This is a genomic window from Paracoccus aurantiacus, assembly GCF_007993065.1.
Classification (GTDB): domain Bacteria; phylum Pseudomonadota; class Alphaproteobacteria; order Rhodobacterales; family Rhodobacteraceae; genus Paracoccus; species Paracoccus aurantiacus.
On record NZ_VOPL01000006.1, the window covers coordinates 66,054 to 91,560 of the forward strand.

General features: G+C 61.8%; 24 protein-coding genes and 1 tRNA gene. 11 read left to right on the forward strand and 14 right to left on the reverse strand.

Going from position 1 to position 25,507, the window contains the following annotated elements; all coding sequences use genetic code 11:
- Positions 1 to 18: 18 nt before the first annotated feature.
- On the forward strand, positions 19 to 2,328 hold the full coding sequence (locus FQV27_RS14200; protein WP_147099728.1) for a copper amine oxidase: 2,310 nt from the start codon (positions 19 to 21) through the stop codon (positions 2,326 to 2,328).
- A 45-nt stretch (positions 2,329 to 2,373) separates the two neighbouring features.
- On the opposite strand, the gene FQV27_RS14205 is transcribed toward FQV27_RS14200, so the two are convergent.
- Together FQV27_RS14205 and FQV27_RS14210 are read right to left on the reverse strand one after the other, a co-directional pair.
- Entirely contained in the window at positions 2,374 to 2,838 is a 465-nt protein-coding gene (locus FQV27_RS14205; RefSeq protein WP_246133113.1) for an NUDIX hydrolase, read from the reverse strand.
- The gene (locus tag FQV27_RS14210; RefSeq protein ID WP_246133114.1) at positions 2,835 to 3,737 is read right to left on the reverse strand and encodes an N-formylglutamate amidohydrolase; all 903 of its coding nucleotides are present in this window, start codon (positions 3,735 to 3,737) and stop codon (positions 2,835 to 2,837) included. The genes FQV27_RS14205 and FQV27_RS14210 overlap by 4 nt, the downstream gene beginning before the upstream one ends.
- Positions 3,738 to 3,910: 173 nt before the next feature.
- Here FQV27_RS14210 and FQV27_RS14215 point away from each other — a divergent pair.
- The 3 genes from FQV27_RS14215 (at position 3,911) to FQV27_RS14225 (ending at position 5,011) form a co-directional block, all read left to right on the forward strand.
- A tRNA-Val gene (locus FQV27_RS14215) sits at positions 3,911 to 3,985 on the forward strand.
- An 80-nt stretch (positions 3,986 to 4,065) separates the two neighbouring features.
- The gene (gene ykgO, locus FQV27_RS14220; RefSeq protein ID WP_042245282.1) at positions 4,066 to 4,191 is read left to right on the forward strand and encodes a type B 50S ribosomal protein L36; all 126 of its coding nucleotides are present in this window, start codon (positions 4,066 to 4,068) and stop codon (positions 4,189 to 4,191) included.
- Between the two features lie 166 nt (positions 4,192 to 4,357).
- Positions 4,358 to 5,011, forward strand: a complete 654-nt coding sequence (locus tag FQV27_RS14225; RefSeq protein ID WP_147099730.1) for a TetR/AcrR family transcriptional regulator — start codon at positions 4,358 to 4,360, stop codon at positions 5,009 to 5,011.
- Between the two features lie 12 nt (positions 5,012 to 5,023).
- On the opposite strand, the gene FQV27_RS14230 is transcribed toward FQV27_RS14225, so the two are convergent.
- Complete coding sequence (locus tag FQV27_RS14230; protein ID WP_377768697.1) at positions 5,024 to 6,028, reverse strand: asparaginase; 1,005 nt, start codon at positions 6,026 to 6,028, stop codon at positions 5,024 to 5,026.
- A 143-nt stretch (positions 6,029 to 6,171) separates the two neighbouring features.
- On the opposite strand from FQV27_RS14230, the gene FQV27_RS14235 reads away from it, so the two are divergent.
- A complete protein-coding gene (locus FQV27_RS14235; protein WP_147099735.1) occupies positions 6,172 to 6,696 on the forward strand; it encodes an invasion associated locus B family protein in 525 nt (174 codons plus the stop codon).
- Positions 6,697 to 6,816: 120 nt separating this feature from the next.
- Positions 6,817 to 7,989, forward strand: coding sequence for a dual-specificity RNA methyltransferase RlmN (rlmN, locus tag FQV27_RS14240; RefSeq protein ID WP_147099738.1), 1,173 nt, complete (start codon positions 6,817 to 6,819; stop codon positions 7,987 to 7,989).
- Between the two features lie 132 nt (positions 7,990 to 8,121).
- Here the strand turns inward: rlmN and rbsK are convergent, their stop codons facing one another.
- From rbsK to FQV27_RS14255, 3 genes are all read right to left on the reverse strand, one after another.
- A complete protein-coding gene (rbsK, locus tag FQV27_RS14245; RefSeq protein WP_147099740.1) occupies positions 8,122 to 9,036 on the reverse strand; it encodes a ribokinase in 915 nt (304 codons plus the stop codon).
- A 189-nt stretch (positions 9,037 to 9,225) separates the two neighbouring features.
- A complete protein-coding gene (gene mtgA, locus FQV27_RS14250) occupies positions 9,226 to 9,960 on the reverse strand; it encodes a monofunctional biosynthetic peptidoglycan transglycosylase (protein WP_147099742.1) in 735 nt (244 codons plus the stop codon).
- Between the two features lie 57 nt (positions 9,961 to 10,017).
- The gene (locus FQV27_RS14255) at positions 10,018 to 10,560 is read right to left on the reverse strand and encodes a DUF1269 domain-containing protein (protein WP_147099744.1); all 543 of its coding nucleotides are present in this window, start codon (positions 10,558 to 10,560) and stop codon (positions 10,018 to 10,020) included.
- Between the two features lie 140 nt (positions 10,561 to 10,700).
- On the opposite strand from FQV27_RS14255, the gene FQV27_RS14260 reads away from it, so the two are divergent.
- Positions 10,701 to 11,480: an SDR family oxidoreductase gene (locus FQV27_RS14260; protein ID WP_147099746.1), complete on the forward strand. Its 780-nt coding sequence runs from the start codon at positions 10,701 to 10,703 to the stop codon at positions 11,478 to 11,480.
- A 192-nt stretch (positions 11,481 to 11,672) separates the two neighbouring features.
- Here FQV27_RS14260 and FQV27_RS14265 read toward each other — a convergent pair whose 3' ends face one another.
- From FQV27_RS14265 to FQV27_RS14290, 6 genes are all read right to left on the reverse strand, one after another.
- Positions 11,673 to 12,734 (reverse strand): flagellar basal body P-ring protein FlgI, encoded by a 1,062-nt coding sequence (locus FQV27_RS14265; protein WP_147099998.1) that lies wholly within the window; start codon positions 12,732 to 12,734, stop codon positions 11,673 to 11,675.
- Between the two features lie 38 nt (positions 12,735 to 12,772).
- Positions 12,773 to 13,786, reverse strand: a complete 1,014-nt coding sequence (locus tag FQV27_RS14270) for a flagellin (protein ID WP_147099749.1) — start codon at positions 13,784 to 13,786, stop codon at positions 12,773 to 12,775.
- Between the two features lie 2 nt (positions 13,787 to 13,788).
- Entirely contained in the window at positions 13,789 to 15,246 is a 1,458-nt protein-coding gene (gene flgK / locus FQV27_RS14275) for a flagellar hook-associated protein FlgK (protein ID WP_147099751.1), read from the reverse strand.
- A 12-nt stretch (positions 15,247 to 15,258) separates the two neighbouring features.
- Positions 15,259 to 16,620 (reverse strand): flagellar hook protein FlgE, encoded by a 1,362-nt coding sequence (locus FQV27_RS14280; protein ID WP_147099753.1) that lies wholly within the window; start codon positions 16,618 to 16,620, stop codon positions 15,259 to 15,261.
- Positions 16,621 to 16,704: 84 nt separating this feature from the next.
- Positions 16,705 to 17,466, reverse strand: a complete 762-nt coding sequence (locus FQV27_RS14285) for a flagellar motor protein MotB (RefSeq protein WP_147099755.1) — start codon at positions 17,464 to 17,466, stop codon at positions 16,705 to 16,707.
- A 68-nt stretch (positions 17,467 to 17,534) separates the two neighbouring features.
- On the reverse strand, positions 17,535 to 19,130 hold the full coding sequence (locus FQV27_RS14290) for a GMC family oxidoreductase (protein ID WP_222611705.1): 1,596 nt from the start codon (positions 19,128 to 19,130) through the stop codon (positions 17,535 to 17,537).
- Positions 19,131 to 19,291: 161 nt separating this feature from the next.
- On the opposite strand from FQV27_RS14290, the gene FQV27_RS14295 reads away from it, so the two are divergent.
- The 4 genes from FQV27_RS14295 to FQV27_RS14310 are packed head-to-tail and all read left to right on the forward strand — an operon-like array spanning position 19,292 to position 23,353.
- Positions 19,292 to 19,942 carry a paraquat-inducible protein A gene (locus tag FQV27_RS14295; protein ID WP_246133115.1) on the forward strand — a complete coding sequence of 217 codons (651 nt, stop codon included), beginning with the start codon at positions 19,292 to 19,294 and terminating at the stop codon, positions 19,940 to 19,942.
- Positions 19,939 to 20,655 (forward strand): paraquat-inducible protein A, encoded by a 717-nt coding sequence (locus FQV27_RS14300; protein ID WP_147099760.1) that lies wholly within the window; start codon positions 19,939 to 19,941, stop codon positions 20,653 to 20,655. Before FQV27_RS14295 ends, FQV27_RS14300 begins: the two co-directional genes overlap by 4 nt.
- 3 nt (positions 20,656 to 20,658) lie before the next feature.
- Positions 20,659 to 22,704, forward strand: a complete 2,046-nt coding sequence (locus FQV27_RS14305; RefSeq protein WP_147099762.1) for an MlaD family protein — start codon at positions 20,659 to 20,661, stop codon at positions 22,702 to 22,704.
- A 4-nt stretch (positions 22,705 to 22,708) separates the two neighbouring features.
- The gene (locus FQV27_RS14310; RefSeq protein ID WP_147099764.1) at positions 22,709 to 23,353 is read left to right on the forward strand and encodes a PqiC family protein; all 645 of its coding nucleotides are present in this window, start codon (positions 22,709 to 22,711) and stop codon (positions 23,351 to 23,353) included.
- Positions 23,354 to 23,375: 22 nt separating this feature from the next.
- Here FQV27_RS14310 and FQV27_RS14315 read toward each other — a convergent pair whose 3' ends face one another.
- Together FQV27_RS14315 and FQV27_RS14320 are read right to left on the reverse strand one after the other, a co-directional pair.
- On the reverse strand, positions 23,376 to 24,161 hold the full coding sequence (locus tag FQV27_RS14315) for a 3'(2'),5'-bisphosphate nucleotidase CysQ (RefSeq protein ID WP_147100002.1): 786 nt from the start codon (positions 24,159 to 24,161) through the stop codon (positions 23,376 to 23,378).
- Complete coding sequence (locus FQV27_RS14320; RefSeq protein ID WP_147099766.1) at positions 24,154 to 25,491, reverse strand: TldD/PmbA family protein; 1,338 nt, start codon at positions 25,489 to 25,491, stop codon at positions 24,154 to 24,156. Before FQV27_RS14320 ends, FQV27_RS14315 begins: the two co-directional genes overlap by 8 nt.
- Positions 25,492 to 25,507: the final 16 nt, after the last annotated feature.

Genomic DNA, 25,507 nt, shown 5'->3' on the forward strand with positions numbered 1-25,507 from the left:
GCAACACGGGAGACGATGATGAAAACCACACTCACGACTGGCCTGACCCTCGCCGCGATGCTGCTGGGAACGGCCGCCCTGTCCCATCCGCTGGACGGGCTGACCGGCGACGAGATTCGCCGCACCACCGAAATTCTGCGTGCGGCCGGAGAGGCCGATGAAAACACGCTCTATCCCCTGATCGAGCTGAAAGAGCCGCCGAAGGATCAGGTTCTCGCATGGAAGGAAGGCGATACGCTCGACCGGCGGGTGATTGTTGATTACGCCACGCCCGAGGGGTTCAGCCGCGCGATTGTCAACCTGACCCAGGGCTCGGTCGAGGAAACTGCCCCGACCGAGGGCCAGCCGATGGTGCTGTTCGGCGAATTCATGAAGGCGATGCAGGTGGCGCTGTCGGATGACCGCATGATCGCGGGGCTGGAAAAGCGCGGTGTCACACCGGATCAGGCCTTCTGCCTGCCGCTGACCGCAGGAAACTTCCTGACCCCGGAATATGACGGCAAACGCCTGATGAAAGTGCCCTGCTACAAGGCGCCGTCGGGGTCGTCCAACTGGTATGCCAAGCCGCTGGAAGGGCTTTACGCCATGGTCGATCTGCAGAAGGGCGAGGTTGTCGATGTCATCGACGAGGGCGCGATTCCCGCGCCCGAGGATGACTGGGGTTATACCGAGGCCGAAATCGCCGAGCGTGCGCCCCTGCGCCCCGCCGCCAATGCCGCACGCTTGGCGCAGGAAGGCGGGCCCAACTACACCATCGAAAACGGCGTGGTGAACTGGGATATCTGGCGCTTCCGCTGGCGCACGGACAAGCGGCCGGGTTTGGTCCTGTCCAATGTTGACGTCCGCGACGGCGAGGAATGGCGCAGCGTCCTGTATCAGGCGCATCTGTCCGAGGTCTTCGTCCCCTATATGGACCCGTCCGAGGGCTGGTACTGGCGCACCTATATGGACAGCGGGGAATATGGCTTCGGGCTGTTTCTGACGCCCCTTCGCAAGAATGTGGACTGCCCCTCCTATGCGACCTTCCTGCCCGCCGTCATCAATGACGATGCCGGAAACCCAATGGAAATCCCCGATGCCGTCTGCATCTTCGAACGCGATATCGGCGACCCGGCCTGGCGGCATTTCGAGGTGTTCGAGCAGGGACCGGACAAGTTCGTTCCCGCCGAGGGCCGCCCGGAAACAGAGCTGGTGATCCGCACCGCGTCCGAGGTCGGCAATTATGACTATCTCATCGACTATCGCTTCAAGCAGAACGGCGCGATCTATATCATGGTCGGTGCCTCGGGTCTGGATGCGGTGAAGGGCGTCGCCTCGACCAGCATGGACGACCCGACAGCGGCGGACGACACCCGCTATGGCAGCCTGATCGCGCCGCATCTGGTCGCGCCCAACCACGACCACTATTTCAACTTCCGCATGGATTTCGACGTGGACCAGCCGGCCAACATGGCCTCGACGCTGGATATTGTCCCGGCGGAGAACCTGCCCGGCGATGTGCCGCGCAAGTCGATGTGGCAGGTAAACGAGGTCATGGCCGACAGCGAACTGACCGCGCGCTATACCTTCAGCGCCTTCAAGCCGCGCTATTTCCACGTGATGAACGGCGACCGCAAAGGGCCGCTTGGCCACAACCCGGCCTATATGATCCATCACGGCAATGTCGCCTACGGCCCGTATGATTTCGAAAACGACCCGCCCTTCAAGCGCAACCGCTATCTGGAATACAGCCTGTGGAACACTGTTTACGACCCGGATCAGCGCTATGCCGGCGGCACGTTCGCCATGCAGTCGGACGGGTCAGACACGCTGGCGCAATGGGTCGAGGACGACCAGTCGCTGCATAATGCCGACATCGTGTCGTGGTTCACGGCAGGCTTCCACCACATCCCACGGGTCGAGGACTGGCCCGTCATGTCGACCGAATGGAAGACGATCCACCTGATGCCGATGAACTTCTTCGCCATGAACCCGGCCGCAACGATCCGGCTGCCCGCCGATGACGAAGCGGCATTGCCTGTGGATGCAGCCGCCGCCGCCGTGGACACGCCTGAAGAAGCAGGGGCCGCGATGGACGAAAATGCACCACCGGCTGAGGCAGCGTCAGAAGCGGCGGCAGACGCCGTGCCGGAATCAGCCGACACAACCGCGGAACCCGACGCCGCCGTATCCGGGGCACCCGCCGCCGCGCCCGAAACTGACGCGGCTGGCGATGACCCGGCTGGTGACGATCTGGACGCAGCACTGGATGCGGCAATCGGCGAAACTAACGCCCCTGCCGATCAGGGGTCGGGGTCTGCCCCGCCTGTGCCAAAGCCCGCACAATAGGGTTTGGCCTTCGTCATGTTGGATTGGGGCGGGCAGATGTCCGCCTCAGTCAGTGTGGAGCAAGGGGGCGGGTAAACCCAGGCATTGTGCGACCCGGCCGCGGAAATGCGGAACGGCGCGGGCGTGGACGACATATTCCGTAACCGGCATCAGGCGCCAGTATTGGCCCTCGTCCCCGAAGCGGATGGCCGCAATATCCTGTCGCGACAATCGCCCCGTATAAAAGACCGCCACGCCGCCTGGCTGAGAGGGGACAGGAAACACCCAACGTCCAAGCAGTCTTTCGGAAGACAGGCAAAGACCGAATTCCTCGTGCAGCTCGCGCAGGGCGCATTCCGGCGCGGATTCGGCCCCCTCGCGCCCGCCGCCCGGCAAATCCCAGCATCCCGGAAACGGGATATGCTGGAAATCGTCACGCAGATAGACAAGCAGACCAGATCCGCATGTCAGGATCAGCTTGGCGGCGGCAAAGTTATCTCCGTCTGACCAGACGCCCGCGGCCGGGCTCACTCTGCCGCGACCCGGAACCGGTCGGGATCGCAGGGAAGCTGGGCCGCCTGCGAAAGCACCTGCGCGAGACGGGCCGCGCAGTCATCGTAACCGTCCGAAGGACGCATCCGCACGGGGTCGAGGTAAAGGTTGCGGTCGATCTCGATCTGGGCGACGTGGACATTCTGCGTCGGACGGCCGTAGGCCGTCGCCACATAAGCGCCCGAGAATGGCGAATTGATCCGCAGCCTGAAACCGGCATCGCGCATCAGGGTGGCCAGCGTGTCGCGCAGCGCAAGGCCGCAACTGATGCCGTGCCGGTCACCTATCACGGCCTGAGGAAGCGGACCCGTCAGATGCGAGATCGCCTCATGCGGCATCGAATGCATGTCAATCACGATGGCGCGTCCGAATCGCTCAAGCGCCTCGTCGATAACCTCGCGAAGGGCCGCGTGATAGGGTCGCCAATAGGTGTCGATACGCCGCCGCGCTTCGGCAAGCGTGATCGGGCCGCGCCGGATCGGGCGGGCACCAGACACCACGCGCGGAATGACCCCAAGCCCCGCAAGCGCGCGGGGCGTGGTGGGGCGATTTCCGCCGCAGATGACGGCACCCGGATCAATCTCGGACGCCGAGCGGTTTACATCGACAATGCTGCGCGGAAGCCGCGCCGTCAGCGTCACCGCGCCCGCTGCCAGCGCAGGCCGAATCAAGCGGTCCATGAACGCATCTTCGGAAGATCGGAGCGTCGCAACATCAAGACAGGTTTCGGCCAGGAACCAGTCCGGAAATTCGCGGCCGGAATGGGGCGAGCAGACGATCACGCCGCTGGCCCACTCTGCCGGGCGCTGCAATACATGGCTGAAATTGTCGCCGGAATCGTCGCGTGGCATGTTGGCGTTATCGCTCGCGCTTTCCATCGCATTCCCCGGATCACCGGCGGGCACCGCCGGACTGCTACAGGCCGCTTTATACCGCCGCGTTTTTCTGTCGCCAACCGCCTTGAGATGTCTTGAAACCCCTGAAGACTGCCTATATAGACCCCCGAACCAAAGCGAATTTGACCCCGAATGGGCGCGAATCGCTGCGGAACGGGCGGTTAGCTCAGCGGTAGAGCACTACGTTGACATCGTAGTGGCCACTGGTTCGATCCCAGTACCGCCCACCATTTTCGCGCCCCCGGGCTTATGACCGGGGGTATTTCAGTTTCAAGGCGCTTGGCTGAGCGCCGCGATGAGGAGAAGACCGATGAAGGTTCGCAACTCGCTCCGCTCGCTCAAGAGCCGCCACCGCGATTGCCAGGTGGTGCGCCGCAAGGGCCGGATCTACGTTATCAACAAGACCAACCGTCGCTTCAAGGCCCGTCAGGGCTGATTGCGCGGACGGCCCCTTCTGGGGCTGCACCTGAAAGCCCGCTGCAGAGATGCCGCGGGTTTTTTGCGGTCTGCGCCGTCGCGCGATTGGCCGGACCCCGCCGAAAAAGGACAGGAATATTGTCCGATCTGCCGCTTCTGTCTAACCTTCCCCTCAGGAGGTGTTGATGCCAGCAGACCCGAAGCCATATCATCACGGCAATCTGATCCCGACCCTGATCGAAACGACGATCGACCTGATCGAAGAACGCGGCGTGGAAAAAGTGACCGTGCGAGAGGTCGCAAAACGTTCGGGCGTTTCGCCGGGCGCACCGTTTCGCCACTTCAAGTCGAAATCCGCGCTGATGACAGCCGTCGCAGAACAGGCAATGGAGCGCCTTTTCCAATCGGTGACCGCCGCGCAGGACCCGGCGCTGGAGGGTGTCGATCCTTTGGGGCAGCTTGAACGGATCGGCCTGGGTTATCTGTCATGGGTCCGCCAGCATCCCACGCATTTCCAGATCGTCAGCAATCGCAAGCTGATCGACTTTCAGGGGTCGGACCTTTCGACCCGTCTGAACGCGCAGATCCGCGCGCGGATGGTCGCGCTGCTGGAACAGGCGCGCGACAATGGCCAGCTTGCCCCCGGTCAGGACATCGAAACGATTGTCGTGACCTGCCGCGCCATGGTTTACGGGCTTTCGCGCATGTATGTTGACGGCCACTTCCCGGACTGGCAGCCGGTCGGCGACCCGTTCGAGTGGATGGAGTTCTCGCTGTCCAACATGATAAACCGGATGCGGACCGAGCCGCGCGTGCTTGCGCCGCCCGATCTGCGCTAGCTCCCGCTTCCGTCAGGCGACACGCGAATGCCCCGGAAAACCGGGGGCGAGACGAAGGCCGCCAACCTCGATCCCGCGCCAGTTCTTCATCGGGTCGCGCAGAAGCTTGCCGACAATCGGATGCGCCTCGTCCAGCATCCCGAGATGGACCAGAAGCGCGGCAATCGCCGCTTCCGAGGCGCGGGTGCCGCCATCCTCTATCTTCAGCGCGACACCCAGCTTCTTCTCGGGGATAATCGCGATATAGACCGCCTCGGCGCCCGTCTTTACGGCGACGCGACCGCCCATTGCACGCATCAGCTCGGTGCAGGCGCGGCCTTCGCCGGCCACCAGTTCCGGATGCGCACGCATCGCATCCACCAGCCGACCCATACCGCGCCCGCGTGCGTCATTGGCCGGGTTGGCAAAGGCCGCCATTGATCTCGCCAGCCCGCTGATCGATCCGGCGAAGTTCGGGGCAGAACACCCGTCGATTCCCACGCCCGCCGGCTCCTCCCCGGCGACTTCGGCAGTTGCCTGACGGATCGCCTGCTGCAAGGGGTGGTCGATTTCCACATATTCCGGGCCGACGCCTGCATGCTGCGTCCAGGTCAGGAATCCCGCATGCTTGCCTGAGCAATTATTGTGCAACTGGTTCGGCGCATGATGCGAGCAGGTCAGCCGCGTTGCCTCGGCCTTGTCCCAGGGTTTGTGACATCCGCACCGAAGATCATGCTCGCCCAGGCCCAATCCGCTCAGCCACGCCCCGACCTTTTCGACATGCTGCACCGACCCGTTATGCGAGGCGCAGGCAAGGGCAAGCTGCTCGGGGCCAAGCCCTGCAGCATCCGCCGCCCCCGATTCCATCATCGGAAGCGCCTGCACCATCTTGCAGGACGAGCGCGGAAAGATGATCGCATCGGGATCGCCCCATGCGGCCATAATATCGCGGCCGTCGTGAATGACGGCATGGCCGCGATGGACCCCCTCTTGAAGATTTCCGCGCCACAATTCGATCAGTTCTGCCGCCGGCATGATTCCGCTTCCTCTCATTTTCCTGACAAATGCGCGATTTCCTGCTGAATGGGGTTTTTTCGCGCATCTGTTTGGCGTTATCTTGACGAAGACAAGTAACACAGGCCACAGGCATCGTTAAGAAAGCTATCGGCAGGAGGCAGAACATGATCAACAAAACGCTGCGCGGCGCGGCCGCGATTCTGGCAGTTACAGCCGGTCTGGCTGGAACCGTCCAGGCACAGGAATCAACCAATGTCGTCGCAACGGAAGGCGACTGGACGGTATTTGCGGGCAGCAACCCGAAGGAATGCTGGGCCGTCTCTCCGCCCAAATCGACCGTGAACACCAAGGACGGCCAGACCGTCGAGGTTCAGCGCGGCGATATCCGCCTGTATGTCGCCTATCGTCCAGGCGCCGCGGGCGAGGTCAGCTTTACCGGCGGCTATCCGTTCAAGCCCGGCTCGACCGTGGCGGTCGATATCGGCGGCAGCAAGTTCGACCTGTTCACCGAAGGCGAAAATGCATGGACCGGTTCATCGTCGGAAGATGCGAAGCTGATCGCGGCGCTTCGCGCGGGCTCCAGCGCGGTGCTGACCGCAGTATCGTCGCGCGGTACGCAAACGGTTGATACGTTCAGCCTGTCCGGCATCACCGCCGCCACCAATGCGGCAAAATCCAACTGCCAGTAAATCGGCAGCGCCTGCCACTGGCAGGTTATTCGGGACACACAGTTCTACAATCGAATGGCCCGGCTTGATTGGCGGGCCATTTTTCATTATGTCTGCTGCCTTCCCAAGGATTCTGCCGCCATGACCGCCCCGATCACGCAAGACGTGCTGACCATACCGCGCAAGCTGCCCGAAACGGGACGACAGAATATTGTCGGCCTGACCCGCGACCAGTTGCGCGATGCACTGATCGCCGCCGGCACACCCGAAAAGCAGGTCAAGATGCGCGTCGGGCAGATCTGGCAATGGGTCTATTACTGGGGCGTGCGCGATTTCGCGGACATGACCAACCTTTCCAAGGATTATCGCGCGCTTCTTGCCGAAAAATTCGAGATTGCGCTGCCCGAGGTCGTCACCCGGCAGATTTCGGAAGACGGCACCCGCAAATACCTGCTGCGGATCGCCGGCGGCCACGAGGTCGAAGCCGTCTATATCCCCGAGGAGAATCGCGGAACGCTGTGCGTCTCGTCCCAGGTGGGCTGCACCCTCACCTGTTCCTTCTGCCATACCGGCACCCAGAAGCTGGTCCGCAACCTGACGCCGGGCGAGATCGTCGGGCAGGTCATGCTGGTCCGCGACGATCTGGGCGAATGGCCTGAACAGGGCAAACCCAAGGACGAGACGCGGCTGGTCAGCAATGTCGTGCTGATGGGCATGGGAGAGCCGCTTTACAATTTCGATGCGGTTCGCGACGCGATGCGCGTCGTCATGGACGGCGAGGGGCTTTCGCTGTCGCGTCGCCGCATCACGCTGTCAACCTCTGGCGTTGTGCCTGAAATCGCCAAAACAGCAGAGGAGATCGGTTGCCAGCTGGCGATCAGCTTCCACGCCACGACCGACGAGGTCCGCGACAAGCTGGTGCCGATCAACAAGAAATGGAATATCGCCACACTGCTCGATGCCCTGCGGGATTACCCCAAGCTGTCGAACAGCGAACGCATCACCTTCGAATATGTGATGCTCGACGGTGTGAACGACAGTGACGAGGATGCGCGCCGTCTTGTGAAGCTGATCCGCGGCATTCCGGCCAAGATCAACCTGATCCCGTTCAATGAATGGCCCGGCGCGCCCTATAGGCGTTCAAGCTGGGACCGGATCGAGAAATTTGCCGACATCATCTATAAGGCAGGTTACGCCAGCCCCATCCGGACCCCGCGCGGCGAAGACATCATGGCTGCCTGCGGGCAGCTGAAATCGGCGACGGAGCGCGGGCGGAAGTCGAAAGCGCAGGTTGAGGCAGAGGCGCAGGCCTGATCCGGGCTGGTGTCAGGCCGCGGATAACGCGCTGAAGCCGACTTTGCAGCGTCAGCTGAAGGGTTTTCAGATCGGTCCACGCATCCGCAGCGTGCAAACGGCTTATCCGCGACCCGCGAACGCCCTTCGGGATCAAAGCGCGGCGAATTCCTCTGCCGTCAGGTAAGAACTTTGCGTCCCGCGACGCGTGATCGAGCAGGCGGCATATCGTGCGGCCTGACGCAGGGCGGCCTTCGCATCCATCCCTGACGCCAGAAAATGCGCGAAACTGCCGATGAACGCATCGCCTGCGCCGGTGGTATCGACAGGCGTGACCTTGACCGGCGCGATTTCCTCGACCTCATCGGCAGTCACCAGCCGCGCACCGCGACCGCCAAGTGTCACAACGACCTGCCCAATGCCCTGTCCGATCAGATGGCGGGCGGCCTTGATAATATCTTCATCGGTTTTTGTCGGCATGCCGGTCAGCGTCGCAAGCTCTGTCTCATTCGGGCAGAAGAAGGACAAACCGGCAAGCTTTTTCACGTCCAGCTCGGTCGAGGCGGGTGCAGGATTCAGTATCGTCGTGATCCCGCGCCCGGCAGCCCAGGCGATTGTGTGGTAATTCACCTCCAGCGGCACTTCCAGTTGCATCAGGATTGCGTCGCATTGCGCAAGCGCGGGTGCAGCTTCGTCCACATGATCCGGCGAAAGCGCTGCGTTGGCACCCTTGATGATGAGGATCGAGTTCTCGCCCGACGGTTCCACGAAGATGGGCGCAACACCGGATGACGTGTTGGCAATCACGTGGACATGGCTGGAATCAATTCCGTTATCCTTGAAATTGCGTATCTGCTGCTGCCCGAACATGTCATCACCCACACAGGTGACGACGGTCACGGCAGAGCCGAGACGCGCGGCCGCGATGGCCTGATTTGCCCCCTTTCCGCCAAAGCCCAGCAGGAAATCCGGCGCCTCGATCGTTTCGCCCGGCGCTGGCATCCTGTCGGTATATGTAACGAGATCAATCATGTTCGATCCCACGACCCCGATACGCCCCTTGCTCATCCCTCGTCTCCCGCTTCTGCGATCTTCATTTATCGGCCTTTGTTCGCACCGCTGAAACGCGATAAAACGCGCCGCGCCCGGACAGGCGGCGATTCAGCGATACTGCCCCGGCTGCGCTTCATCGACAATAAGCGACGCTGTTCTTTTACAGCGGGCCACCGGCGCTGACCTCGCCTTCGCAAGCCGTGTCTAATCCTGCCGGAAACAGCTGTCGCGCCCATCGCGCGCGATTGTTGCCGCGCCATCCGCAATCGCCCGAGAGCGGCGCGTTGGCTGACCGGTGCCGCGCAACTTCGGCGCTGGCAGAACCGCTGCAAGGCGCGCTGCCTGCACCGGCGTCAGCCGGTCAGGCGTTGTGCCGAAATGATAGGCCGCAGCGGCGTGGATTCCGAAAATGCCGGGCCCGAACTCTGCGAGGTTCAGATAGACCTCCAGGATACGCTTCTTGGTCCAGACCGCCTCGACCATAGGGGTCATCGTCGCCTCCAGCGCCTTGCGGATCCAGCTGCGACCCTGCCAGAGATATACATTCTTCACCACCTGCTGTGAGATCGTGGATGCCCCGCCTTGCCGTCCGGCGGCGATGACGCGCCTGATCTCGGCCATGTCGAAGCCCCAATGCTGGCAGAAGTTTGCATCCTCTGCCGCAACCACGGAGCGCGCGACAACCGGCGCGATGTCGTCTATCCGCGTCCATTTCCGGTCAGCGATCGGATATTCCCGCGCGTTCTGGATGATCGTGAACGTCGTCGGCGGGTTGAAGATCGCGAACAACAGGACGAGAGCAACGCCAAGCAGCGCAAGCCGAAGGCTCAGATACCAGACCCAACCGAAAAGCCAGCGGGAAACCCCGGTTCGACGCCGGCGCCGCGCGCGGCGCGGTTCGGCGATTTCGGCTGGCTTTGCGTTAACAGGACGGCGCATGGCCGCGTGGTGTCACGCTGCCATGCGCAAGGTCAAGAGCGCTTGAACCAACCTGCGTCACACACCCGCCGCAGGTGTCGTGGTTCCATCGGACGATGCGGGCGTCATGCCCGCGTCAGTCAATGCCTCACGCAAACGCTCCTCATCCGCGTTTGAGAGAGAGCTTTGGATAACGCGGCCCTTCTTGTGGTAGCCGGCAATGCGGTCCAGAACCTTGTCGGTCGTCATTTCGCGGACAAGCAGGAATAGTGCTGACCCGCCGGGCGCGACCTTCTGGCCGATCTCTCGCATGAAATCATCATTCACGCCGTAGTCGGTCAGATACCCGGCAAGTGCGCCCGACCCGGCACCAACGGCAGCACCAACCAGCGGGTTCAGGAACAAAAGCCCGACCAGCGTGCCCCAGAACGTGCCGCCTACAGCGCCCGCAGCGGTGAGATTCAGTGACTGATGCAGCTGGATGTCATCCGCCTCTGGTCGGGTGACGACAACGGCGTCTTCCAGCTTGATAAGGTATTCACTTTGCAGCTTGACCAGTTCGGACCGAAGATCGAAGGCAGAGGTCTCATCATCAAACGCGATTACCAGAAGGTCAGACATGGCTTTCTCCATAGTTTCGGATTCTCAGAAGATCTGCGCGCGAAAAGGCGCCCGCTTGAAAACCCACAGAAACGCGGCGGGTTCCACTGGACAATCCGGCCGCAGCGCGCATCCTTGCGGCAACCAATCTGGAGGATGACATGGATCTCGGCATCAGGGGAAAGCGCGCACTCGTCTGTGCGGCATCGAAGGGACTGGGCCGCGGCTGCGCAGAAGCGCTTGCGGCCGAGGGGGTGGATCTGGTGATAAATGCACGCGGCCAGGAGGCCTTGTCAAAGACGGCCGAGGATATCGCCCAGCGCCACGGCGTATCTGTCGAGGCTGTTGCCGCAGACATCACAACCGAGGACGGTCGCGCAGCCGTTCTGGATGTCGCAGGCCAGATTGACATTCTCGTCAATAACGCAGGCGGGCCGCCGCCCGGCAACTGGCGGGACTGGTCACGGGACGATTTCATCAAGGCGCTTGATGCAAACCTGCTGACAGCGGTGGCGCTGATGCAGGCATGCGTTCCAGGGATGATTGATCGCGGCTGGGGACGGGTGGTGAACATCACTTCGGCCGCGGTGCGCTCGCCGATCCCGATCCTTGGCTTGTCGAATACCGCGAGAACTGGGTTGACGGGCTTCGTTGCCGGCATGTCGCGCGACGTGGCAAAGCACGGTGTCATCGTGAATAATATCTTGCCCGGCCTGCACGCAACTGATCGCGCCGATAACCTGGATGGCGGCGCGGCGAAGGCCGAAGGCATAACGAAAGAAGAAGCGCGCGCCCGCAGGCAGGCAGGGATTCCGGTCGGAAGGTATGGAAGCGCAATGGATTTCGGCGCTGCATGCGCCTTCCTTTGCAGCCAGCAGGCCCAGTTTATCGTCGGGCAGAATCTTCTTGTTGACGGCGGCACGCTGAACGTGACGATGTAGCTGTTGTCATGGGCTTGAGCTTTTCCGTGTCTGCCCGAAGGCGGACACCCTGCTATCCATGTTGGGCAGCGTCGTTCTTCGCAGGCGCTTCCTTGCGCTTTTCTGGCAGGCGCCAGCATACACGCCAGATGTCTCAACTGCCGCACGACGACGCGCGTCACCAGCCCCTTCACGATCACGCGCCACGCTCCGTCAGTTGACGACAAGTTCTGCGTGAAGCGCGCCTGCGGCATTGATGGCCTTCAGGATGTCAATCAGATCTCGCGGGGAAACGCCAAGCGCATTCAGCCCCGCAACCACATCGGAAAGTGATGAGCTGCCCTGAACTTCCGCAAAACCGATGCCAGATTCCTCGGTGATCAGCGCGGCGCTTTCATTAATGATGACCGTCTCGCCTTGGGCAAACGGATTAGGCTGCGACACCACAGGTTTTTCCTGCACTCTGAGCGTCAGGTTCCCCTGCGACACCGCCACCCGCGACACGCGGACATCTTCGCCCATAACGATGGTCCCGGATCGGTGATCAACCACGACACGCGCCTTGCCGTCCGTGTCGACCATAATATTCTCGATCCGGCCAAGCAGGCGTGCCGGGTTGATGTTCGGGCTGCCCGAAAGATCCAGTGAGACCGTTCCGGCATCCACCATTTCCGCGATTTGGCCGACGCCGCTCGAATTGACAGCTCTCTCGATGCGAGAAGCCGTGGTGAAATCGGGCTGCTTGAGTGCAAGGCGTATGTTGCGAAGCGTCGAGAAGTCGAAATCCACTTCTCGTTCCACCCTGGCGCCCGACGGGATAGAGCCCGAGGTAGGGACACCCTGGACAACCGCTGCATTGTCGGCCTTCGCGGAAACGCCCCCTGAAATTACGGAGCCCTGCGCTACAGCGTAGATGTCACCATCGGCGGCGCTCAAAGGCGTCATGACCAGCGTTCCGCCCATGAGGCTTTGCGCATCGCCAATCGCCGAAACCGTTATATCGATCTGGCTGCCTGCGCGCGCGAAGGGTGGAAGAACCGCCGTGACCATGACGGCCGCGACGTTCTTTGGCCGAAACTGATCCGAGCTCACATTGACGCCCAGCCTTTCCAGCAAGGTAACCATCATATCCTCGGTATAGGGCGCATTGCGCAGGCTATCGCCTGTTCCGTTAAGACCTACGACCAGGCCATATCCAAGCAGGTCATTGCCGCGCACACCGTCAAAGACAACGACATCCTTCAGGCGAACCGTCGCCGCATTGGCAGGCAGCATGGTCAGAACGATCGTCAGCAGACTTGTCAGGAGCGCTTTCACAGATATTTCGCCAGGCTGAGATTGGACAGACGCGCAGTAAGTGCGAACAATGCCTCAAGCTGCGCTTCGGCTTCGATCAGGCGGCTTCCCGCTTCGTAACTGTCCGCCTCGATAAGGCACGTTCTTTCGATCTTCAGGTTCGTCATCATGCTTTCAAGCCGGGTCTTGCTGCGCTCGACAATCTGTTCGGTCATGCCAAGATCGGATCGCGATTGCGCAATGCTGGCATTCCCCGCGATCAGCGCCGCGCCGCCCGCGCGCATCATTGAAGCACGCGCGTCATGATTGTCCGTGAATGCACCATCGGCAACCAGCGCGCCCAGGGTCAGGCCGAAAAGGATATCGCGAACGCCGGAATCGTTCGCCGTTTGGTCGAATTTGACAGAGGTCGAGGAATCGACGCCGAACTCTGCCGCGGGACTGACCGCGCCTCGGTAGGCATTGTCGGCAAACCCTCCCGCTCCGGGCGGCGCATTGAACCAGGTCCGCAGCATCTGCACGGCACTCTCTGCATCTGTCGCGCCAGAAATTGCGCCTTTCGCCTGCGCGAGGACGTTATCGCCAGAGGCTAATGGGGGGAGGTTGACTTTCGTACCGGAGAAGACAAACCGCCCGCCGATATTGGTGTTCAACGCCGCCACAGCAACATGCAACTGCCCCTTCGTCGCAGTCGCAACCGATTTCAGGCTGCTGGAAACCGCCAGCGACGTATCGGACAGCATGCTTCCACCGGCCACATCAGCCAGATCCTGCAATGTGCCGAGCGCGGTTTGCATTGCAGAAGCGGTAGACGCGGCCTCCGACGCGACCTGGCGATAGGCGGAAGCCTGAGACAGGCCGTCCTCGATCTTCGCAAGCTGGACGAGGTCACCCCCAAGATGTTTTGGGATATCCGCGCGAATGCCAGTCGTCACCTCTTGCGACAGCCGTTCTATATCTGAACGCAGCGCTGCGTTTGATCCGCGCAGCGTGAATATCCTTGAAAGGTCGCCAACCGAGACGAAATTCATGATTATATCCTTAATATGCTGTCGAGCATTTCGTTGACCGCCTGAATAACCTTTGCATTCGCGGCATAGGCTTTCTCGAGTTGAAGCAGCATTTCCATCTCGCGATCGCTGTCGACCGCATCAGAGAAAAGTGCGGTCTGCAGCGACGATTGCAGCGCCGCATCGTGTGTCTTTCGTGCCTCTGACGAGAGCCGGGACGCCGACACCTCTGACGCGACTGCGCTGGTCAGCGCGGAAAGGTTGCCGTACCCGCCCGACGCCGCAGACGCGGTGTAGCCGCGCGCTTCTGAAAGAGCTTTCGCGAAACCGTCGATCATGCTGGAGCTGCCCACGTCACCTTTGGTCGCAGCGTTCATACCGTCGCGAATCCGCCAGACCTCGCCGCCTTGCGCCGGATCAACATTCGCATTCACACGCAGGCGCGCAGATAGCCCTTGCTCGTTTGCCGGGTCGAAATTGGCTGACCCATCGGTGAACAGACCGGATAGCCCCGCAGAAAGCGTCGGGTCAATCGTATGATCCGCAAAGCGGTCGTGCATTTCACGCGCGATAGAGTCGATCGACGCCTGCGCGGTAATTCCGTAGTCGTCACGTATCCGGAAAAGCTCTGACAACGTGCCGCCGGCAAGCAGCGACATCTGCACATCCGAGGCAATCTCTCCGTCTATGCTGAGCTTACCAAGAATAGCGGCGTCAGGCCCGATTTCGGCAGTCAGCTTTCCTGCAGGTGAAAACCCGAACGTTGCGGGGACTTTTCCATCCAGCAACGCGATACCGCCCGAGGTAAACAGCGCAATTCGACCGTTTTCTCGCGGCATCTCGCGAACGGGGACGACCTCTGATATCTGATCGATCACTGCCTGACGGGCATCCAACAGCGACGACGTGTCGCGTCCGTTCGCCCCTTCAACGATTATCTCTCGGTTGAGGCGCGCTACTTCTGACAGGTTTTCATTCAGGCTGTTGACCTGAAGTCCGATCTGACGGTCGGCGCTACTGCGCTGTTCCTGAATTGACCCGCTGATTGACTGAATCTTTTTCACAAAATCGCTGGCCGCCTCGACCACGCCGCGAAGCCTGACCTCGCTGTCAGGGCGACTTGCCGCAGAAATCAGCGACGTTTCAAGGCTGGAAACCAGCGATGACAGCGATCCATCGTCCTGCGGAAGACCGATCGAAGCCTCCAGCGAAGTGTAGAAACCTGCGCTGACAGTCGATCGCGCGAGCCCTGAATTGGCGAGGCGGAAATCGGCCAGAACCGTGCTTGAAACAATGCGGTTGACGCCGTTGATCTGCACGCCGCCGCCGTTTCCCGCGAGAAGACGAGACGAAAGCTCAAGCTCCCTGCGTCCGTAACCCGGCGTCAAGGCGTTGGCGAGGTTGGATGAGACCACCTCGGTTCCGCGGGCGGCCGCCGTGAGCCCGCTTACCGCGTTGTTCAGTGCGTTTGCGATGCTCATGACAGATCAACCTCAGCGTTTGATATTCGTTGTTTCCTGCAGCATTTCGTCCACCGTCTGGATAACCTTGGCGTTCGACGAATATGCTCGCTGCGTCTGGATCAGGTCAGTCAGTTCTGCTGCGACATCCGTCGTAGATCCCTCTCTCGCGTAGCCGACCACAGCGCCGGTAGGCCCGTCGCCTGCGTCCCAAAGGAAGAAGGACCCCGAGTTCGGTGAGACCTGATAGGTCTGGTTATTCAGCGAGATAAGACCATTCGGGTTGGGTACGTCGACCAGCGGGATCTGATAGATCGTCCGAATGAAGCCTGTGTCATAGGTGGCGCGAATATATCCATTCTCGTCAACTTCGACCGCAGTGAGATTTCCGACCGGCGAGCCGTCTTTCGAAATATTTGTCGGCGCGAAGTTGTCACCAAGCTGCGTCAGCCCGTTTGGATCGCCTAGCTTTCCGATCGTGATCGTCATGGGATCGCCCGGATAGGTCGAGGTCGTTCCCACTGTCAGGCCAAGCGTACCCGTCGCCGGGTCATAGTCAGGGTGCGGATTGCCGCCAGCATCCAGAACCTGCGCCAGCGTACCGCCCTTTGTCTGATCGTTGGCGAATATCAATGTCAGCGTCGCGATGACGGATTCATCGTTCGCAGTCAGGGGATCATCCTCGGTCGCGGAGTCGCGCAAATGCATCGTCCACGTGTTCGACGTGCCTGTTGTATGCGACGTCTCGGGCGTGAAGCTGATGCTCAGCGCTTCGGATGTGCCGAGATTGCCGAAATATTCCACCTTAGACGTCAGTGGATCAGTTGCGGCCCCGGCCTCTGTCCCGGTTGCGGGCAGGTTGATCCCGAGCGCCATTTTTGTCGTCGGATCGCCGGCGGTCTGGTTGGCGTTGATCACAACAGGCTCCAGCCCGCCCATCGTGTCGCGCGGCATCAGCGGGATCGTACCGTCTGCATTGGCCGGCCACCCCAGCAGAACCAGGCCCGATTCTGTGCGCAGAACGCCGTCAGCATCGGTTCTGAACGAACCCGTTGTCGTCATCATCATCGGTTTGTCGCCAAACTGGCTGTCCAGCGATACCGACGGGATCACGGGAAGCATGCCGCGACCAGAGATCGCGAGATCGGTTGGGTTGGAGGTCGAGACGAGCGTCCCGCGCTGATCGATGAGGCGCACGGTTGACGCCCGCACGCCGCCCGCAGCGTAAGTACCGGCACCGCGTGCCTGGTTGATGACCATGCCTTCGAAATCGGCAATGACCCGTTTGTAGCCGTAAGTACCTGAATTCGAGATATTGTCAGAAATGGTCGCAAGACGCGTGGCATTTGCAGCAAGTCCCGCAACACCTGCGTTCAGCGAAGACGAAATCGACATGTGGTCATCCCTTTGCGTGAGTCGTTTCGGAAAACTAGCGCGGGAAAGCTTAAGATCGCGCTAATGCCTTCCGGCCCTTGGGTGTCATTTCAGTAAAATCACTTCTATCCGGTTGTTCGTCGGCGCGGCCGGATCGGCGGGTTGGCTTCGACGGTCCGCATAGCCGCTCACGCGCTGAATCCGCTGCGTCGAAAGGCCATTGCCTTCCAGCAACCCCCGCACCGTATCTGCGCGCTGATTGGAGAGATCCCAGACCGGCGACTTCGCCAGCATCGCCGGATAGGAACGAACATGCCCCGCCACCGCGACCTGATTGCGCGTGCGCGAGATCACGCGCGCCACAATTCCTGTCAGCTGATCGAGCACCTTTGTGGGTTCAAACGTGTCTTCCTTGAACAAGGGTTCGCCGACCAGATCCCCAAGTTCTATGACCAGACCCTCATCCGTTACGCGCGTCACGACATGACGCAGGATATTCTGCATCTGCATGGATTCCGCGCCGATCCCCTGCAATTCGTTCTGGACATGATTGCTGAGCGCCGTCATCGGGTCCTCCTGCGCCGCGCTCGCGTCGTCAGATGGCTGCCCCGTGCCGTCGCCCTGATCGACGCCTTCGCCGCCCTGACCCGACAGAGTGCGCACGATGGTCGGATTGAAATAGTCCGCCAGACCTTCACGCTGCTTTTCCGTCGTCGCATTCAGAAGCCACATGAGCAGAAAGAACGCCATCATGGCGGTGACGAAGTCGGCATACGCCACCTTCCAGGCGCCACCGTGATGCCCGCCTTCTTCAACCACAGTGATCCGCTTGATCACCATGGGCGTGTTTCCGCTGCGCGCTGCCATGCCGCCACCCCTGCTTCTTGCGTCCACAGAAGGTTGTAGCGGCGGCCGCCTAATTCCAAGTTAACAGGTCAAATGCCACGTATTTCCCGCAAAATCAGATCGGCCGCTTTCTCGGCGATCATGATGGTGGGCGAGTTGGTATTTCCCGACACGATCCGTGGCATGATCGACGCGTCAACAACTCGTAATCCACTGATTTCGCGGACTTGAAGATCGGGATCGACGACCGAATCCGGATCGGCGCCCATGCGGGCCGTGCCGACCGGGTGGAAGATGGTTGACCCAATGCGCCCAGCCGCCTCGGCAAGTTCGGCGTCGCTTTCACCGACTTCTCCGGGCTTGAACTCCTCGGGTCGATACCGCGCCATTGGTTCTGCTGCCATGATGCGGCGCGTCAGCCTGATCGCGCGGGCCGCCGTCAACCGGTCCGATTCGGTGCTGAGATAGTTCGGCGAGATCTCGGGCGCCTGCATCGGATCTGGCGATGTGATGCTGACATGACCGCGGCTTTCCGGCCTAAGGGGCACCACCGACGCGGTAATCGCGGGAAATGCGTGAAGCGGCTCGCCAAATGCATCCAGCGAAAGGGGCTGGACGTGATATTCCAGATCCGGGGTCCCTACATCCGGGCCAGAGCGCGCAAACGCACCTAGCTGGCTTGGCGCCATGCTCATCGGTCCGGTTCGGAACATCGCATACTGAGCCGCAATCTTGGCCTTTCCCAGCCAGTTTGCAGCCATCAGATTAAGCGTTCGCGTGCCGCTGACGCGATATGCGCAGCGGATCTGAAGGTGATCTTGCAGGTTTTGACCGACCGAGGCGTCGCGGACGACCTCGATCCCATGTTGGCGCAGCAGCGGGCCCGGTCCGATCCCGGACAGCTGAAGGATCTGCGGCGAGCCGATCGCCCCGGCGCTGAGGATCACGTTTCGCGTGTGAAGCACTTGCGTGGTGCCGTCAGCGCCTTGCAGCTCGACCCCCGTGACACGGCCGCTTTCAAACAGGATACGCCGGACATGCGCGTTTGTGCGCACTTCGAGGTTTGGGCGACGCATGGCCGGGCGCAGGAAGGCTTTCGCCGTCGAGATCCGCATCCCGCCGCGCTGGTTCACCTTGAAATACCCGACGCCTTCATTGTCACCGCTGTTGAAATCGTCGGTCTGCGGTATGCCGACCGAGGCCGCGGCGCGAGCGAAATCGTCAAGCACATCCCAGCGCAGGCGCTGCCTTTCGACCCGCCATTCCCCGCCCGCACGGTGATGCGGGCCGTCGCCGCCAAAATAATCCTCAGACTTCAGGAAATAGGGCAGAACATCGTCCCATCCCCATCCCGTGCAGCCCATCTGCCGCCAGCCGTCATAGTCCTGCGACTGACCGCGAAGATACAGCATCCCATTGATCGAACTGCAGCCGCCCAGCACCTTTCCGCGCGGATAGATCAGCACTCGGCCATGCAGGCCGGGCTGGGCTGAGGTGCGATAGCACCAGTCCGTGCGCGGGTTTCCGATGCAGTAGAGATAGCCGACGGGAATGTGAATCCACGGATAGTTATCACGGCCCCCTGCCTCCACCAGCAGCACGCGGGTACCGGGGTCAGCTGAGAGGCGATGGGCCAGAACACAGCCCGCGCTTCCCGCACCGATGATGATGAAATCTTGGCTCAAGCGATCCTCCCATGATCCCGTAGCCTCAAACGAACCGCAAACGCAGCTTGTAGTAGCAAAGACGCAGCATGACATGAATGTGCGACGCCTGCATCATCTGGTCTTGATGTGGCCAATTGCGACCGTATCTTTGCGATATGATGCAGCAGGGCGAATATGACATGAAAACTGGTGCAGGGCTGATCGCCTGCCCGCGCTGCGATGCGCTTCATGTCGAGGAAGAGCTTCCGGTCGGCGTCACCGCGCGCTGCATCCGCTGCGGCGGTGTGCTGGCGCGTCCACGCGCCGGGGCGTTCACGCAAATCATCGCGCTGGCTATCACGACGATGGTGCTTGTGATTGCCGCGGTGTTTTTCCCGTTCCTTGAAATTTCGCGGATGGGGCTGGGGCATGGCACCTCTCTGTTCGGGGTGGCGATGGCATTCTCGGACGGGTTTCTTGCGCCGCTTGTCGTTGTCATTCTGGGCGCCGTGATCGGGTTGCCGGCGCTGCGCGCGGCACTGCTTGTCTATACGCTGCTGCCGCTAGCGCGGGGGCGACCGCCATATGCCCATGCTGTGCGCGCCTTCAGGTTGTCCGAACAGATGAAGCCCTGGTCCATGGCCGAGATCTTCATTATCGGGACCGCAGTCGCGATGGTAAAAGTAGGCGGACTTGCCACGATCAGCTTCGGCCCGGCGTTCTGGGCTTTCATCGCGCTCGTTTTCGTCAGCGTCGCAAATCGCAGCTTCATGTGTTCGACCACGATCTGGGACGCGATCGAGGATGCCGGGGCGCGGACAGACGGACGCGAAATGGTCCAGTCCGCATGAGCGATTTCCTGACCGACGGCGCGGGGACCGATGCGCCTGTGCATAATGCCGATGCGTTTCCCGCGCCCGATCATGCAGATCAGGCGATTCTGACAGCCCATCGCGCCAGCCTTCTTGGATGCAGAAGCTGCGGCCGCGTCTGGCCCGAAGATCACCGCACCTGCGAACGATGCGGCGCGGCATTGGTCCCACCGGACCGGCGCGGATTGCAGGCGGTATGGGCGTGGCTTCTGGCCGGGATGGTCTTTTATGTCCCGGCAAACCTTTTGCCGATGATGCGCACGAGTTCACTCGGTGGTCTTGGCGGCGGTGGCGATGCGACCATTATCGGAGGTGTCATTCAGCTTGCCGGGCACGGCGACTGGTTCATCGCGCTGGTTGTCTTTGCGGCTTCCGTGATGGTACCGATCGGGAAGTTCATCGCGATCATCTGGCTTGCGCTTGTCGCTGGGAAACCGGCCACCGTCGGGGCGGCCCACACCCGGCTTCATATTTACGAGGTCGTGGAATTCATCGGCCGCTGGTCCATGATCGACGTGTTCGTGGTCGCAATCCTGTCCGCGCTCGTCCAGCTTGGTTTCGTCGTCTCGATCAAACCCGGTCCCGCCGCCGTTTCCTTCGCACTGTCTGTTGCATTCACCATGCTGGCAGCGCAAAGCTTCGACCCACGCCTGATCTGGCGCGGACTGCCGCTTCACCGCCGTAAAGAGTAAGTAATGAGCGATTCCAACGCCCCGCGCCCGGCAAGCCCGGTCCGCCACCGAGCCGCCCGCGCAGCGCAGGCGAGTTTCTCGCTGATCTGGCTTGTCCCGATCATCGCACTCGCGGTAACACTGGGGCTGGCGTGGAAATCCTATGCCGACCGGGGCGAGCTTATCTCGATCACGTTCAAGGACGCGACCGGCATCAAACCGGGCGAAACGACCCTGAAATTCCGCGAGATCACCGTGGGCGAGGTCGAAGCCGTGCGCTTTACCGAAGACCTGCGCAGCGTGATCGTAGAGGTGCGCGTCGATCAGGACGTCGTGCCCTATATCGACAGCGAGGCAGAGTTCTGGATCGTCCGGCCCGTCGTATCGGCACAGGGGATCTCTCGACTTGATACGGTTCTGTCAGGGGTCTTTATCGAAGGATTCTGGGACGCCAAGAAGGGCCCGCCGGCAACCGAATTCACAGGACTCGACAAGCCGACGCTGGCGCGTCTTGCGGGGGAGGGGACCTGGGTCGTGCTGTCATCGCCCGGCGCGAAAGGCCTGTCAGAGGGCGCGCCCGTCACTTTCCGCGGTCTGGAAGTGGGCCGGATGCAGAACCTTCGCCTTTCGGACAGCGACGAGACGGTGCTTGCCGATGTGTTCATCGAAGCGCCGCATGACCAGCGCCTGACCACAGCGACGGCATTTTGGGATACGTCCGGCTTCTCGGTCTCGCTCGGATCGCGCGGGCTCAGCCTGGATGTTGCGTCACTGTCGCAGCTTGTGCAGGGCGGCGTTGCGTTTGCAACCATGGCGACCGGCGGCGACAAGGTTGAAACCGGGCACGTCTATCGCCTTCAACCTGACGAGGAAACCGCGCGCGCCAGTCTCTTTGGCTCTGCCGAGGACGATGTGCGCCTGACGCTGCTGGTCGATAATGAAATCGCCGGCCTCGCTACGGATGCCGATGTGCTTTATGAGGGACTCGTGGTGGGCCGTGTGACCGAACTTGGCGTTCAGGTCGACGAAAGCCTGCCGGAAGACGAACAGATTCGCCAGCGCATTACCTTCGTCATCTCGCCCGGCAGACTGGGTCTTCCGCAGGACAGCAACCACGAAGATGCGATGAGCTTCCTGCAGGAACGCGTGGCGAAGGGCCTTCGCGGGCGGGTCGCGTCGTCTGGGTTCCTTGGAACGTCGATGGTTGTGGATCTCGTCGAAGACCCCGCCGCCGCTCCGGCAGAGCTGGACATCGCCGCCGAACCCTATCCGATCATGCCGTCGCTTCCGGCCCAAATATCGGACATCAGCGCATCAGCAGAGGGCCTGATGAGCCGTATCGGCAGCCTGAATATCGAAGAACTGCTGCAATCGGCAACGAACGCGCTGGATGCGATCACAAATGTCGCAGCCTCGCCAGACACCCAGGCCGTGCCGAAGGCGCTGCGCGAAACGCTGGACGAGGCGAAGCAGGCTGCGACCGACGTAAAGACAATGACGCAAGAACTGCGCGAAGCGAATGCAGCGGCAAATCTGGCCCGCATGCTGGATGAAGCCGCGGCGGCTGCGGAAGCCGTCAAGCTCGCCGCGGCCGATGTGCCTGAAATGGTCGAGGAGATCGACGCGGCGGCCGTAAAGTTCCAGGAGATAAGCTTCGCCGAAATTTCGGCCGAGGCCGAGGGCATTCTCGCCGATCTTCGCGCCATGCTGGGAACCGAGGATGCGGCACAGCTTCCGCGAAACCTTTCGGACACGCTTGAAGCTGCCTCTGGCCTTTTGAACGACCTTCGCGACGGCAATGCGGCGGGCAGTCTGAACGAAGCGCTCGGTTCGGCAAAGGTCGCCGCAGACGAGGTCGCGCAGGCAGCCAAGACCCTTCCCGAACTGTCACGCCGCTTCCAGCAGCTTGCAGCGCGGACCGAGGCGGTCGTCGCGAGCTATGGCGAAAACGGCGCCGTCAACCGCGAGGCCCGCGCCATGCTGAGCGAATTGAGCCGTGCGGCCAACGCCTTCGGATCGCTGGCGCGTATGATCGAACGTAATCCGCAGGCCTTTATTCTGGGACGATAGCGATATGAAAAAATTTCACCTTTCACCCGTCCTGCTGACGCTTGCCCTTGGCCTTTCCGCCTGTGGCAATGGCACCGGAACCGAACGCTATATCATCGACCCGCCGACCTCGCCGCAGGTCGCGGGCGATGTCCTTGGCGCAACCGAACTTGCCACCGTCTCGCTGCCCGATTACGCGGCCGCCGATCCGATCCCGTGGCAGGACGAGGGTGGTGCCGTGCGCTCGAACACGAAAATCATTTGGGCCGACAAGCCGGAACGCGCCTTTACGGAAACGCTGGCACGGGCAATCTCGGAAATGTCGGGCGCGTCCGTTATCGCCGAGCCCTGGCCGCTCGCCTCGCCACCGCAGCACAAGCTTGACGTGCGCGTCGAAAAGGCGCTTGCGTCGAATGACGGCTATTTTCGCTTGAAAGGGCGCTATTTCGTGTCTGCCGAAGGCAGCGGGGCGGGGTCGCACCATACCCGCAATTTCGACATCGCCGTGCCGGTAGATCCCGAAAATCCGGCGGCGGTCGCGCAGGCGGCGGCGCAGTCCATCACGCAGCTCGCCCAGCAAATCGCCGTCCTGGGTGGCCCTGGCACGACCATCGTTGCCAGACAGCCCGGCGGTGGCGACCCTTACGGCGACCTGCCCCCGCTATTCTGACCGCCGGGCGCGGCAGTCAGTTTCAGATGCGGGGCTGCAGGGCCAGTCGTTGCTGGATAGTGGCGTGCAGCGGCGGCGCGGCAATCACCATACCGTCCACCAGCGCACGCGCCGAATTGAATCGCATCGGCCCGCCATGCATGTCGGTCACGGTCGCGCCGGCGCATTCGGCAATCAGGCTTCCCGCCGCAATATCCCATTCCCATGTCGAACGTGGCGACAGGGTGGCATCGAAACGCCCCTCGGCCACAAGGCAAAGTCGCCACGCGAGCGAGGGACGAAAGCTGCGGCGAAATCCCGGCACTTGCCCGTCACGCCAGTTCGCGGGGTCCATGACAGCCTTGCTCGCCAGAATATCCGCATCGTCAAGCGAGGCGTCGCGAACGCGTATCTCCTTGCCGTTCAGCAAGGCAGGCTGCCCGGACCTGGCGGTATAGGTCAGCCCCATCGCCGGCAAGTAAACGACCGCCGCGGTAATCCGCTCGCCCTGCGCGACCGCAAGTGAATGCGAAAAGCCTTCCTGTCCGTCAATAAAGGCGCGTGTGCCGTCGATCGGGTCGATGATGAAGCAGCGCGCAGCGTCCAGCCGCGCCGGATCGTCGGTGCTTTCCTCGGACAGCCAGCCGTAATCCTGCCGCGCGCCCAGAAGGGTATGCGCAAGATAGTCGTTCACGGCCAGATCCGCCTCTGTCACCGGGCCGGCACCGGCGTCCTTTTCCCAGATCTGCGGCTCTCGGCGCCAGAATTCCAGCGCAATCTTTCCGGCCTCGTGGGCAGCAGCGGTCAGCAGGTCCAGATCGTCAGGCACCGGCAACTGTCATCCCCTCGACCAGAAGGCTCGGCACGCGGATGCTGCGCCAGTCGCGCGCGTCATTCGCCGGCGTCAGGCGCATCAGCATTTCCCGAAGGTTCCCGGCGATGGTGCATTCATTGATCGGATAGCTGATCTCGCCGTTTTCGACCCAGAAGCCCGCCGCGCCGCGCGAATAATCGCCCGTGGTCGGATTGATCGACGACCCGAGAAGCGAGGTCACGATCAGCCCCCGTCCCATTTCGGCGATCAACTGCTGTGGCGTAAGCTCGCCCTCTGTCATGATGACGTTCGAAACACCGGGCGCAGGCGGGCCGCCCAGACCACGAACTGCACTGGCGGTGCTTTGCAGGCCAAGCTTGCGTGCGGTGGAAAGATCCAGGCTCCACCCCTTCAGGATACCGTCGCTGACAATGTCGCGCGGGGCAGTCGGCAGGCCTTCCGCATCAAAGATACGGGACGAGCTCATCCTGGGCAGATGCGGGTTCTCGCGCAGGGTTATCCCGTCAGGCAGAACCTGCATGTCCATCGCATCGCGCAGCCAGCTGGACCCGCGAACGATTGCGCTGCCGTTGACCGCGCCCAGAAGATGACCGATCAGCCCGGACGAAATACGTTCGTCATAAAGGATGGGATAAGCACCTGTCGGGGGTTTGCGCGCGCCGGAACGCGCGACGGCGCGTTCGCCAGCGAGGCGGCCAATTTCATCCGCGCCGGGCATGTCCTCTGCCCAGATCCGCCCCTCGCCGGCGTGATCGCGCTCCATCTTCAGCCCCTCGCCGCTGATTGCGGTGCAGCTGACCCCGTATTGACTGCGCTGGTGGCCGCCTTCGAACCCGTTGCTGATCGCGAGCCAGGTTTCGCGCTTTGAATAACTTGCGCCAGCCGATTCGACTGTGCGCACGCCGGGCACGGCCAGTGCTGCGGCCTCGGACTGCAACGCCATTTCCTCCAGCGCGGCGGGGCCGGGTTCCGGCGCGGGATCGAACAGTTCCAGCATCGTGGAATCGCGGTCCTGCGCAAGCTGGTCAGGATCGGCCAGTCCAATGCTGTCGTCAACGGGCGCTGCCCGCGCCATGGCGACCGCACGGCGCGCCATGGTGCGGATCGTGTCTTCCGAGTGGTCTGCACCGGAAACGCTGGCCTGACGACCGCCGATCATGACCCGCAGCCCGATTTCGATGCCGTCGGCGCGCTCTGCATGCTCCAGCCGGCCGGCCCGCACATCTATCCCTGTCGCCGAGGCGTTGATGGCAAGCGCCTCTGCATCCTCCGCGCCGGCTTCGCGCGCGGCTTGCAGCAGGGCGTGGGTCAGGGTCTTCAGCATGAGCGGTCCTTACTCG